8 protein-coding genes are annotated in these 12,831 nt (G+C 62.4%); all 8 read left to right on the top strand.

Annotated elements, in window-relative coordinates:
* Positions 1-39 precede the first annotated feature (39 nt).
* Complete coding sequence (gene ilvD / locus AB4Y77_RS00455; RefSeq protein WP_311213441.1) at positions 40-1,758, top strand: dihydroxy-acid dehydratase; 1,719 nt, start codon at positions 40-42, stop codon at positions 1,756-1,758.
* Positions 1,759-2,051: 293 nt separating this feature from the next.
* Positions 2,052-3,956, top strand: coding sequence for an acetolactate synthase large subunit (locus tag AB4Y77_RS00450; RefSeq protein WP_026540215.1), 1,905 nt, complete (start codon positions 2,052-2,054; stop codon positions 3,954-3,956).
* 2 nt (positions 3,957-3,958) lie between these two features.
* Positions 3,959-4,471, top strand: coding sequence for an acetolactate synthase small subunit (ilvN, locus tag AB4Y77_RS00445; protein WP_021470923.1), 513 nt, complete (start codon positions 3,959-3,961; stop codon positions 4,469-4,471).
* Positions 4,472-4,538: 67 nt separating this feature from the next.
* Positions 4,539-5,564: a ketol-acid reductoisomerase gene (ilvC, locus tag AB4Y77_RS00440; protein WP_026540216.1), complete on the top strand. Its 1,026-nt coding sequence runs from the start codon at positions 4,539-4,541 to the stop codon at positions 5,562-5,564.
* 288 nt (positions 5,565-5,852) lie between these two features.
* Positions 5,853-7,448: a phosphoglycerate dehydrogenase gene (gene serA, locus AB4Y77_RS00435; protein WP_442012660.1), complete on the top strand. Its 1,596-nt coding sequence runs from the start codon at positions 5,853-5,855 to the stop codon at positions 7,446-7,448.
* Between the two features lie 215 nt (positions 7,449-7,663).
* On the top strand, positions 7,664-10,474 hold the full coding sequence (locus AB4Y77_RS00430) for an FtsX-like permease family protein (RefSeq protein WP_442012659.1): 2,811 nt from the start codon (positions 7,664-7,666) through the stop codon (positions 10,472-10,474).
* Entirely contained in the window at positions 10,471-11,226 is a 756-nt protein-coding gene (locus AB4Y77_RS00425; protein ID WP_026546071.1) for an ABC transporter ATP-binding protein, read from the top strand. The genes AB4Y77_RS00430 and AB4Y77_RS00425 overlap by 4 nt, the downstream gene beginning before the upstream one ends.
* A 34-nt stretch (positions 11,227-11,260) precedes the next feature.
* A complete protein-coding gene (gene metG, locus AB4Y77_RS00420) occupies positions 11,261-12,820 on the top strand; it encodes a methionine--tRNA ligase (RefSeq protein ID WP_442012658.1) in 1,560 nt (519 codons plus the stop codon).
* The last annotated feature ends 11 nt before the right edge of the window (positions 12,821-12,831 follow it).

The following is a 12,831-nucleotide window of genomic DNA, read 5'->3' as shown; positions in this document are numbered from 1 at the left end:
ACAGCGGCGGCGGCAGCGAGGTACCCATAGACTTTGGTCATGAGTGACACCGAGATTGCGACAGACATCACGCCGGACATCAAGCCCCGCAGCCGGGTGGTCACCGATGGCATCCACGCGGCACCCGCCCGTGGGATGTTCCGTGCGGTTGGCATGGGGGACGACGACTTCGCCAAGCCGCAAATCGGTGTCGCCAGTTCATGGAACGAAATCACGCCTTGCAACCTCTCCCTCAACCGCCTGGCACAAGGCGCCAAAGAAGGCGTCCACGCCGGCGGTGGCTTCCCCATGCAGTTCGGCACGATTTCCGTTTCGGACGGCATCTCCATGGGGCACGAAGGCATGCACTTCTCGCTCGTTTCCCGCGAGGTCATTGCCGACTCCGTGGAGACCGTGATGCAGGCCGAGCGCATTGACGGTTCGGTCCTGCTGGCCGGTTGCGACAAATCCCTTCCCGGGATGCTCATGGCTGCCGCGCGTCTGGACCTCGCCTCGGTCTTCCTTTACGCCGGCTCCATCATGCCCGGATGGGTCAAGCTCGAGGACGGTTCCGAGAAGGAAGTCACCCTCATTGACGCCTTCGAAGCCGTGGGCGCCTGTGCTGCAGGCAAGATGAGCATGGAGGACCTCACCCGCATCGAGAAAGCCATTTGTCCCGGCGAAGGCGCCTGTGGTGGCATGTACACGGCCAATACCATGGCCTGCATCGGCGAAGCCCTGGGCATGTCCCTGCCGGGTTCCGCCGCCCCGCCATCGGCAGACCGGCGTCGTGATGACTTCGCCCGCAAGTCCGGCGAAGCGGTGGTCAACCTGCTGCGCCTGGGGATCACGGCCCGCGACATCATGACCAAGAAGGCCTTCGAGAACGCCATTGCCGTCACCATGGCGTTCGGTGGTTCCACCAATGCCGTCCTCCACTTGCTGGCCATTGCCCGCGAGGCAGAAGTTGAGTTGACGCTCGATGACTTCAACCGCATCGGTGACAAGATTCCGCACCTGGGTGACCTCAAGCCATTCGGCCGCTACGTCATGACTGACGTGGACAAGATCGGCGGCGTGCCCGTCATCATGAAGGCACTGCTCGACGCCGGCCTGCTGCACGGCGACTGCCTCACCGTGACCGGCAAGACCCTCGCCGAAAACCTCGCCTCGATCAACCCGCCGGACCTTGACGGCAAGATCCTCCGCGCCCTGGACAACCCGATCCACAAGACCGGTGGCATCACCATCCTCCACGGTTCCATGGCTCCCGAAGGCGCCGTAGTGAAGAGCGCCGGCTTCGATGCTGACGTCTTTGAAGGAACTGCGCGTGTCTTCGAGCGTGAGCAGGGCGCCCTCAGCGCGTTGGACAACGGCGAAATCAGCAAGGGTGACGTCGTGGTGATCCGCTACGAAGGCCCGAAGGGCGGCCCGGGCATGCGCGAGATGCTGGCTATTACCGGAGCCATCAAGGGCGCAGGCCTGGGCAAGGATGTGCTCCTGCTCACCGATGGCCGTTTCTCGGGCGGCACCACCGGTTTGTGCATTGGCCACGTTGCGCCGGAAGCGGTCGACGGCGGTCCCATCGCCTTCGTGAAGGATGGGGACCGCATCCGTGTGGACATCGCTGCACGCTCGTTCGACCTCTTGGTGGACGAGGCCGAGCTCGAAGCCCGCAAGGAGGGCTGGGAGCCGCTGCCGGCCAAGTTCACCAAGGGCGTCCTGGCCAAATACGCCAAGCTTGTCCACAGTGCCTCCACTGGGGCGTACTGCGGGTAGTTCCTGCTCTCGACTCCGCCCGCCCTTGACGGGCGGAGTCCGGCAGGCGGACATAGCTGTCCAAATAGTGAGATACGATTGTGGTCAATTGACACGTATCTCACTTAGAGGGAACACTGAACGCATGATCACATTCGTTACCGTCGGCGTCGTCGTCCTTACCAAGCGCGTGGCTTAGCCCGACTGGTAACGAACCGTCACGCGCAAACCCCTCGAAGAGCCGGAAGGCTGAGGGGTTTTTTTATTCCCCCAAGCAAGACCCATCTATTGAAGATCCACTAAGGAAGAGTCCGATGAGCAAAGGATCGCCGATCAGCCCCTCGCTGATGGCTGCAAAGTCCGCTGGAGCCCACAAAGCTCCGGAAAAGGTCGACCGTACGGCTGAGGCCGTCGTCGTCGACGCTGCTGCACCTCTCTCTCCTGTACTTGGGCCGAACACCGTTGTACCCCCAACGGTGATGTCCGGCTCGCAAGCAATTGTCCGTTCGCTCGAAGAACTCGGCGTGGACGATATTTTCGGTTTGCCCGGTGGCGCGATCCTGCCCACCTACGACCCCTTGATGGCCTCCAGCATGAATCACATCCTGGTCCGTCACGAACAGGGAGCCGGCCACGCCGCGCAAGGCTACGCCATGGTTACCGGACGGGTTGGCGTTTGCATCGCCACCTCGGGCCCCGGTGCCACCAACCTCGTTACCGCCATCATGGACGCCCACATGGACTCCGTGCCGATGGTGGCCATCACCGGCCAGGTGTCCAGCGGAGTCATCGGCACCGATGCCTTCCAGGAAGCGGACATCGTGGGTATCACGATGCCCATCACCAAGCACTCGTTCCTGGTGACCGACCCCAACGACATCCCGCACGTCATGGCAGAGGCATTCCACCTCGCGTCAACGGGCCGCCCGGGACCCGTCCTGGTGGACATCGCCAAGGACGCCCAGGTGGGCCAGATGACCTTCTCCTGGCCGCCCAAGGTGGACTTGCCGGGATACCGCCCCGTGGTGCGAGGACACAACAAGCAGGTCCGCGAAGCTGCCAAGCTGATCGCTGCTGCCAGCAAGCCGGTCCTCTACGTAGGCGGCGGAGTCGTCAAGGGCCACGCCTCGGCAGAGCTCATGGAACTCGCGCTGGCTACCGGTGCTCCCGTGGTCACCACCTTGATGGCGCGCGGTGCCTTCCCTGATTCGCATCCCCAGCATGTTGGCATGCCCGGCATGCACGGTTCAGTCTCCGCCGTGACTGCCCTCCAGCAGGCCGACCTCCTGATCACCCTCGGCGCACGGTTCGATGACCGCGTCACCGGCGTGCTGAAGACCTTCGCCCCGTTTGCCAAGGTCATCCACGCAGACATCGACCCCGCGGAAATCTCCAAGAACCGCACGGCCGACGTCCCGATCGTTGGCTCGGTGAAGGAGATCATTCCCGAGCTCACGGAAGCCGTGAAGACACAGTTCGAACTGAGCGGCACCCCGGATCTGGATTCCTGGTGGGCTTTCCTTGGCAACCTGCGCGACACCTACCCGCTGGGCTGGACCGAGCCGGAAGACGGGCTCACCGCGCCGCAGCGCGTGATCAAGCGCATCGGCGAGCTCACGGGGCCCGAAGGCATCTACGTTGCCGGCGTCGGCCAGCACCAGATGTGGGCCGCCCAGTTCATCAAGTACGAACGGCCCCACGCCTGGCTGAACTCCGGTGGAGCAGGAACCATGGGATACTCGGTTCCGGCGGCCATGGGTGCCAAGGTTGGTGAGCCGGACCGCGTGGTCTGGGCCATCGACGGTGACGGCTGCTTCCAGATGACCAATCAGGAACTGGCTACCTGTGCCATCAACAACATCCCCATCAAGGTGGCCATCATCAACAACTCCTCGCTGGGCATGGTCCGCCAATGGCAGACGCTGTTCTACGAGGGCCGTTACTCCAACACGGACCTGAACACAGGCCACGACACCGTCCGGATCCCGGACTTCGTGAAACTGGCTGATGCCTACGGTTGCGCAGCACTGCGGTGTGAGCGCGACGAAGACATCGACGCCACCATCCAGAAGGCGCTGGAAATCAATGACCGTCCTGTGGTCATCGACTTCGTTGTCAGCCCCAACTCGATGGTGTGGCCCATGGTGCCTTCGGGCGTCAGCAACGACCAGATCCAGGTTGCCCGCAACATGACCCCGGAATGGGAAGAGGAGGACTAGGCATGACCCGCCACACACTATCCGTTCTGGTAGAAGACAAGCCCGGCGTGCTGACCCGCGTAGCCAGCCTCTTTGCCCGGCGCGCATTCAACATCAATTCCCTGGCTGTGGGACCCACCGAGGTTCCCGGCATGTCCCGCATGACGGTTGTCGTCGACGCCGACGGCGACCTCATTGAGCAGGTCACCAAGCAGCTCAACAAATTGGTCAACGTGATCAAGATTGTGGAGCTGACTTCCGAATCTTCCGTACAACGCGACCACATCCTGGTCAAGGTACGTGCGGATGCCGCGACACGCCTGCAGGTTACCCAAGCTGCAGACTTGTTCCGAGCCGCCGTCGTCGACGTGTCCACAGACTCGTTGGTGATCGAGGCAACCGGTACCCCCGAGAAGCTCGCTGCACTGCTTTCAGTGCTCGAGCCGTTCGGCATCCGTGAAATCGTGCAGTCCGGCACCTTGGCCGTTGGACGGGGATCCCGCTCCATGAGTGACAGGGCGCTCCGCTCCGCGTGAGCAGAGCGTCCAGTACCGCAGCACCACAATCACTATCTAAGAAAACCACTCAAGAGGAGTTACGCAAGTGACTGAAATGTTCTACGACGACGACGCAGACCTGTCGATCATCCAGGGCCGCAAAGTAGCCATCGTTGGCTACGGCTCCCAGGGCCACGCCCACGCTCTGAACCTCCGCGATTCCGGCGTCGAGGTTGTCATCGCATTGAAGGACGGCTCCAAGTCGGCCGCCAAGGCAGAAGACGCAGGCTTCACGGTCAAGAACGTTGCCGACGCCGCCGAATGGGCAGACGTCATCATGATCCTGGCTCCGGACCAGCACCAGCGCGCCATCTACAATGACTCCATCAAGGACAAGCTGACCGAAGGCAAGGCCCTGGCCTTCGCCCACGGCTTCAACATCCGCTTTGGTTACATCGAAGCTCCGGCCGGCGTTGACGTCATCCTGATCGCCCCGAAGGCTCCGGGCCACACCGTTCGCCGCGAGTTCGAAGCCGGTCGCGGTATCCCGGACATCATCGCCGTTGAACAGGATGCATCCGGTTCTGCCTGGGACCTGGCGAAGTCCTACGCCAAGGCCATCGGCGGAACCCGCGCCGGCGTTATCAAGACCACTTTCACCGAAGAGACCGAAACCGATCTCTTCGGCGAGCAGTCGGTCCTTTGCGGCGGCGTCTCGCAGCTGGTCCAGTACGGCTTTGAAACCCTCACCGAAGCCGGCTACCAGCCGCAGATCGCCTACTTCGAGGTTCTCCACGAGCTCAAGCTCATTGTTGACCTCATGTGGGAAGGTGGCATCGCCAAGCAGCGCTGGAGCGTTTCCGACACCGCGGAGTACGGCGACTACGTCTCCGGCCCGCGCGTCATCACCCCCGAGGTGAAGGAAAACATGAAGGCTGTCCTCGCCGACATCCAGAGCGGCGCTTTTGCCAAGCGCTTCATCGATGACCAGGACAACGGTGGCACCGAGTTCAAGGAACTGCGTGCCAAGGCAGAGCAGCACCCCATCGAAGAGGTCGGCCGCGAGCTGCGCTCCCTCTTCTCCTGGCAGCAGCAGGACGCCGACTACGTTGAAGGTTCTGCAGCCCGCTGATCCTTCGGCGCTGGCCTGACGGCCTCCGCCACTACGACGCGCCCGCCCGGTGGACAAAGCCGGGCGGGCGTTGCCGTATCACCGGCATTTCGCTCCCGTTTTCATCAGCCCCCTTGGCTGTGAACTTCTTCACAACGGCTACCGGTCCGGTCGTAACATCCCCCGCCGGCACCGGAATCCCTGCCCGGATTCGATATTCTGGGCTGGTCCCGGCGCCGTGCCCCGGGCCACGCATCCGCTCCTTGTCCAGTCCTGTCCCCAAAGTTGTCCAAAGTAAGGTGCCTCCCCGTGTCAGCCAGCAAACCCGTCGTCCTCCTCGCCGAGGAACTTTCGCCCGCCACAGTCGAGGCTTTGGGCCCGGACTTCGAAATCCGCCAGACCGACGGCGCAGACCGTTCCCAGCTGCTGTCCGCGATCGTTGACGTTGACGCCATTTTGGTCCGCTCGGCTACCCAGGTGGATGCCGAAGCCATTGCCGCCGCGAAGAACCTGAAGGTCATCGCCCGTGCGGGTGTTGGGCTGGACAACGTGGACATCAAGGCCGCCACCCAGGCAGGCGTCATGGTGGTCAACGCCCCGACGTCCAACATCGTCTCCGCTGCCGAACTCACGGTAGGACACATCCTCAGCTTGGCCCGCCACATTCCGCAGGCCAGTTCGGCGCTGAAGAACGGTGAGTGGAAGCGTTCAAAGTACACGGGAACCGAACTCTTCGAGAAGAAGATCGGCATCATCGGACTGGGCCGCATCGGTGCTTTGGTGGCAGCACGCCTTCAGGGTTTCGATACCCAGATCCTTGCTTACGACCCCTACATCACTGCAGCCCGCGCTGCCCAGCTGGGCGTCAAGCTGGTCACTTTGGATGAACTTCTGGAAAATTCCGACTTCATCACCATCCACATGCCCAAGACGCCGGAAACGGTGGGCATGCTGGGAGCCGACGCCTTCCGCAAGATGAAGGAAACGGCCTACGTGGTCAACGTGGCCCGTGGCGGCCTGGTGGACGAGGAAGCGCTCCATGTTGCCCTGAAGGAAGGCCAGATCGCCGGTGCCGGCGTGGACGTCTTCGTCAAGGAGCCCAGCACGGACCTGCCCTTCTTCGAGTTCGACAACGTCATTGTGACCCCGCACCTGGGTGCTTCCACTGACGAAGCACAGGAGAAAGCCGGCGTCTCGGTGGCCAAGTCGGTTCGCCTGGCCCTTGCCGGCGAGCTGGTGCCCGACGCCGTCAACGTCGCCGGCGGCGTCATCGCTCCGGATGTCCGTCCGGGTATCCCGCTGATCGAAAAGCTGGGTCGGATCTTTACTGCGCTGACCCACGCTTCCCTCACCCAGATCGACGTGGAGGTGGCGGGCGAAATTGCCGCACTGGACGTCAAGGTGCTCGAACTTGCTGCACTGAAGGGCGTTTTCGCCGACGTGGTGACGGAGCAGGTCTCCTACGTCAATGCTCCCGTGATCGCCGAGCAGCGCGGTATCAACACCCGCCTTATCACCACCCCGGACGCTGAGGACTACCGTAACGTCCTGACCATCCGTGGTGCCCTCAGCGATGGTTCCCAGATCTCCGTAGCCGGAACCCTCACAGGGCCCAAGCAGGTGGAGAAGCTCGTGGGCGTCAACGGGTACGACGTCGAAATCCCCATCAGCGAGCACCTGGTTGTGGTGGCCTATGCAGACCGTCCCGGCGTCATCGGCACCATTGGACACATTCTGGGCATGAACAACATCAACATCGGTGGCATGCAGGTGGCCCGCCAGACTGAAGGCGGCCAGGTCCTTGCGCTCCTGACCATCGACAGCTCCGTTCCGCAGCAGGTGCTGGAGGCCATCAAGGCCGGCATCGGAGCCGACATGGTCCGGGAAGTGGATCTGGAGGACTAGGGCTGCAACTGATTTCCATCAGCTGAGTTCGCGTGCCGGCGACACACCTTTGGCACGCAGGCGTGGCCGGTCTGCTTACAATGGCTGGGTCCGGGATTCGGACCCGGCAGCAGGCCGGCCACAACTTTTGCACCTACAGCCCGGTATTCCCCTGTGTCTTTTGAGGAATTCCGGTCTCTGTGTGCGCGCCCGCAATCAAGGTCTCAGGGAGCCCAATGAACGCCGTCCAAAGGTTCATCAGAAGCCGTGTGCTGCTGCTGACCGCGGCCATTTTGATCGTCGCAATGTGCTTGTCCGTCCTCGTCCAAAGCCAGTCCCAGGCTGCTTTGAACCGGACAGTGGATGAGAACTCGCGGGGACTCTACGACATCCTGGTCCAGGCGAAGCCTGACCAGGCCCAAGATGGCGACGGCGGTGCATTGATCCAGCCGGAAATCGCCAACGGCCAAGGCGGCATCAGCTTTGAGCAGCTGGAAAAGATCCGCACCATGGGCCAAACGGCTGTGGCCGCACCCATCAGCCTGGTTTCGCGCGTTTCGCAGAACCTGGAGGCTCCCCGCCTCAATGCCATGGACTACCTCGGGTACAACGCCGGCCTCGCCGGAGCCGTGACCGCAGGGGATCCTTCGGCCATGGATTCCAGCAAATGGCCCGCTGCGGAGTCGGTGTTGTCCGATACCCCCAAGAAGTACCGCCTGACCGCCTCTGCCACGAGTTCTGATGGTGTGAACCAGCAGACGCTCTTCAAGACCAGCGCAGAGGGCACCTTGGGCAAAGGCCGCTTGATCCAGGAACAGGCTGCTGGCGGCTCCAACGTCAGGATCGCCGGTCCCGAAGGCGAGACCGGCATCAAATTCCCGGCTCCTGCCCTTGGCTCCGAGCACAACCTTTTCAACCTCTCCGTGGCACTGCCCTTGGCGCCTGAAGTGACCGAGTCCGTCGTCGCGGTGGACCCTGCCGCCGAGAGGGCGCTGTTGGGATCCGCAGGCGACTTCCTGGCACCTCTTGAGAAGGCTCCGCCGGCCGATGCGCGTGACGCAGGAGCTATCGGACGCCACTTCGAAAGCCTCTTCACCACGGGCCTCAGCATGGACCAGTTGGAAGAGGGTCCTGACTTCCTGGGCGTCAAGCTCAAGTACTGGGCGCCTCTGATGACCCAATACCAGCAGGCAAAGCGTGACGGGTTGCTGACCGACGATTCCCAGGCCATCCCGCTGATTGTCCGCTCCGGCACGTCCCTTGACCTGCAGTACTCGGTGAAGGTCGAGGAACTGGACGCCAGTGGCAAGGTGGTCAACGAGGTCGGCACGGTGACGCGCAGCCTGGACAAGGATTACCTCCCCTTCGTTTCCAAGTCCCCGTTTGCCCTCGAATGGCCGGGTTCAACAGATCACAGCAAGCTGCTGGGAAGCACTGCCTCCTTCAGCCAGGGCCTGTACAACCCCGCCACCTGGAGCGCTGCTTTTGCCGCAGCACCTAAGTACCAGGACGGCGACGAAGCCTCCAACGGGGCTTCGGACAAGAGCGCGACGCCGGGGGACTGGGTGACGGTCAACCGCCTGCCTGAGAAGTCCTCCTTCGGTGCCGCCGTGGACCAGACCCAGCGCAAACCAGTCGATGAGCGCTCCTACAGGGAAGACCTGGAAACCGGCAAGAAGCCGGCTGCTCCGCTGCCCATGGTGTACGGCACGTTTGATCCCGCCGACGTCCAGTCAGCAGCCGGGGACGTCAACAAGCTGCCCTTGGGCGGCTACGATCCCACGCCGATGACCCTTACCAAGGACGCTGAAGGCAAGGACGTCGAGGGTACGGAGCTGAAGCCTTCACTGAGTGCAACAGGTCTGGTCAGCCAGTCCGCCGGTGCCATTACTGATTACTACGGTCTTGCCGCGGCCCGTGGCTACGACACCAACGCCGACGTCATTGACGCCATCCGGGTCAAGGCCTCCGCCGCCGGCAACTGGAAGACCGCCCAGCCTGAGGTAGAGAAGTTGGCCACGCAGATCCGCGAGCTCGGTCTGGAAGCCACAGTCGTTGCGGGTTCCGCGCGCGAAGATGCCAATATCTTTGTCCCCGGATACAGCAAGGACGACGCCGGCAAGGAATCACCGTTGGGCACCGTCCAGCAGTCCTGGGTCCGCCAGGATGCTGCGGATGCGGTCTCCGGTTCGCTGACCGGTACCAACATCACCTTGCTCTTCCTGACGCTGTTGGGCGCAACTCTCCTGACAGGCGCCTCGACGGTCAGCTACATCCGCCAGCGCCGGAGCGAGGCGGGCATTCTCAGGGCGATGGGCTGGACGCAGAAACGCATCCGGTCCTGGGTCCTTGAAGAGTTCGCCGTGGGCGCCGCTGCCCTTGCCGCCGCCGGTCTCATCCTGAGCTTGCTCACCTGGAACATCGCCACCGTCATTGTTTCCGTGACCATGCTCATCATTTACAGTGGGGCCGCCCTGTTGGCAGCCCAGCAGCTGCGCCACCGCGTAGTGATTGATCAGGAACCGCAGCACGATGATCGCCTGGTAACGGTGGACTCCCCGTTGACGTTCGCCAACAGGCAGCTCACCACCAACCGGTTCAACTCCATCTCCCTTGCTGTGGCAGTAGGCGTGTTTGGTGCTGCAGTGGGTGCCTTGATTGCCTTGCTGATTGACATCCCCCGTGCGGCCGGTGCCAGTGCTTTGAGTGGCTTGGCAGCTGCAAGCATCGCCTTGCCGAGCGTCATTCTGGCGGTCTTCGGAGTTGTGGTTGGCCTGCTGCTGACGCTCGTGACCGGGCGCTTTGAACTCCACGCCAAGCGTGAGTACCTCGGTACCTTGAAGGCCATGGGCTGGAACCCGGACATGCTGGGCCAGGTCCGCTTCTTCGAGAACGCCCTTGTAGGCACAGTGGCACTTCCCTTGGGCGTCCTTGGCGCCTTGGGGCTGGGACTGCTGCTGGCTCCCTACGCGGCCCTGTGGGCCGGTTTGGCCGGTCTGCTGGCCGTAATTTGCTGGATTCCGATTGCAACGAAAGTAGTCAAATGACTGACAAACTCAACCCCGAGCTGACGGCCACCCCGGAATCCACGGAAGAGTCGCTGCAGACCCGCGCCAACACCATCGTGAAGGCCGCTGACCACGCAACTCCCTTGGAACTGAGCCGTGTGACCATCCACTACGGTGGCGACAAGGGTGGCGCCGAGGAAGTGGACGTCGTCGACGACTTCAACCTCACCCTGCACGCCGGAGAGATGCACTGCATCGCCGGTCGAAGCGGCTCCGGCAAGACCAGCATCTTGACCGTGAGCGCCGGACTGACGCTCCCGACGTCGGGCAAGGTCTTTTGGGAGGGTCTCCCGCTGGACACCATGGGCGATGACGAAATCGCTGACCGCCGCCGCGCACTCATCGGCTATGTGGACCAGGGCGGCGCCCTGATCGACGGCATGAGCGCCCTGGAAAACGTCCTGCTTCCCGCCGTGCCCGACGGCGAAGTGGAACAGCGGACGGAAATGGCCAAGGACCTCCTGGACCTGGTGGGCCTGGGCCGCCGCATGCGGCACCGTCCTGCGCAGCTCTCCGGCGGTGAGCGCCAGCGCGTCGCTATCGCCCGCGCGCTGATCCTGGGCACCCGTGTGCTGGTAGTGGACGAACCCACGGCCAGCCTGGACCGGGCGGCAGCCAACCGCATCATTGGGATCCTCAAGGACACCACCAGCGATGGCATCGCTGTTCTGGTGGCCTCCCACGACCACGAACTGGTGCGGCTCAGCGATACGCTGACCGAACTTAACTAAGCTATTTCATCCCAAAAAAAGGTAACTTCTTAGAGTGACGTCTCCAGAGAAATCCCCGTTCTACATCACCACCGCAATCAGCTACCCCAACGGCGTGCCCCACATCGGCCATGCCTACGAGGTCATTGCAACTGATGCCATGGCGCGCTTTAAGCGCCTTGACGGCCATGATGTGTTCTTCATGACCGGAACGGACGAGCACGGACTCAAGATGCAGCAGTCTGCCGAGAAGGAAGGCATCACTGCCAAGCAACTGGCTGACCGCAACTCGGCTGCGTTCAAGCAGATGAGCCAGGACCTGGGGATCTCCCACGACCGCTTCATCCGCACCACCGACCAGGACCACTACGCCGCTTCGCAGGCCATTTGGAAGAAGATGGAAGCCAATGGCGACATCTACCTGTCCAAGTACGAGGGCTGGTACTCCGTCCGTGACGAGGCGTACTACGTCGAAGACGACACCGTGGTGAAGGAAGACGGTCTCCGTTACTCCAAGGAGACGGACACCCTTGTCACCTGGACCGCGGAGGAGAGCTATTTCTTCCGGCTGTCCAATTACCAGGAAAAGCTCCTTGCCCTCTATGAGGCGCAGCCTGAGTTCGGCGCCCCGCAATCCCGTTTCAACGAGGTCATCAGCTTCGTCAAGCGTGGTCTCGAGGACCTGTCCATCAGCCGCACAACCTTTGACTGGGGCGTTCCTGTTCCCGGCGATGAAAAGCACGTCATGTACGTCTGGGTTGACGCCCTGACCAACTACCTCACCGGCGTTGGCTACCCGGACATCGAGTCGGAATCCTTCAAGAAGTTCTGGCCTGCCGACGTCCACGTGATCGGCAAGGACATTTCACGTTTCCACGCGATCTACTGGCCGGCGTTCCTTATGAGTGCCGGACTTGAGCTCCCACAGCGCGTCATGATCCACGGCTTCCTCACCAATAACGGCGTGAAGATGTCCAAGTCGCTGGGCAACGTCGTGGCGCCGCAGGACTTCGTAGCGCAGTACGGCCTGGATCAGTGCCGGTATTTCTTCCTCCGCGAGGTTCCGTTCGGCGCGGACGGCAACTACAACCACGAAGCGATCGTGGGCCGCATGAACTCGGACCTCGCCAACAACTTTGGGAACCTTGCCCAGCGTTCGCTGTCCATGGTGGCCAAGAACTGCGAAGGCAAAGTTCCGGTGCCCGGAGATTTCACGGCAGAGGACACTGCCTTGCTGACGCAGGCAGGGGAGTTGCTGGAAACAGCCCGCTCAGCCTTCGAAAAGCAAGAATTCAGCCGCGCGCTGGAAGCGATCTGGACCGTACTGGGCGATACCAATGCCTACTTTGCGGACCAGGCCCCCTGGGTGCTGCGGAAGACCGACATCGCGCGCATGAATACGGTTCTGTACGTCACCTTGGAGGTAGTGAGGATCGTAGCGATTCTTGCCCAGCCGGTCATGCCGTCGTCGTCCGCCAAGCTGCTTGAAGTCCTGGGCCAGGTGGAAGGAGAGTCGAGGCAGTTCGCTGCGATCGTTACTCCGATCGTCGCGGGCACGCAGTTGCCGGCCCCTGCCCCGATCTTCCCCCGCTACGAAGAGCCCGCCGAAGCTTAGGACGCTCTCGC

The organism is Paenarthrobacter sp. YAF11_1, assembly GCF_052113445.1.
Lineage (GTDB): Bacteria > Actinomycetota > Actinomycetes > Actinomycetales > Micrococcaceae > Arthrobacter.
This window is presented reverse-complemented; position numbering and strand designations above follow the sequence as displayed.

Excerpts from the sequence above, each read along its gene's own strand:
- AB4Y77_RS00430 (WP_442012659.1), top strand. The coding sequence starts at position 7,664 with ATGAACGCCGTCCAAAGGTTCATCAGAAGCCGTGTGCTGCTGCTGACC.
- ilvD (WP_311213441.1), top strand. The coding sequence starts at position 40 with ATGAGTGACACCGAGATTGCGACAGACATCACGCCGGACATCAAGCCC.
- AB4Y77_RS00450 (WP_026540215.1), top strand. The coding sequence starts at position 2,052 with ATGAGCAAAGGATCGCCGATCAGCCCCTCGCTGATGGCTGCAAAGTCC.
- AB4Y77_RS00425 (WP_026546071.1), top strand. The coding sequence starts at position 10,471 with ATGACTGACAAACTCAACCCCGAGCTGACGGCCACCCCGGAATCCACG.
- ilvN (WP_021470923.1), top strand. The coding sequence starts at position 3,959 with ATGACCCGCCACACACTATCCGTTCTGGTAGAAGACAAGCCCGGCGTG.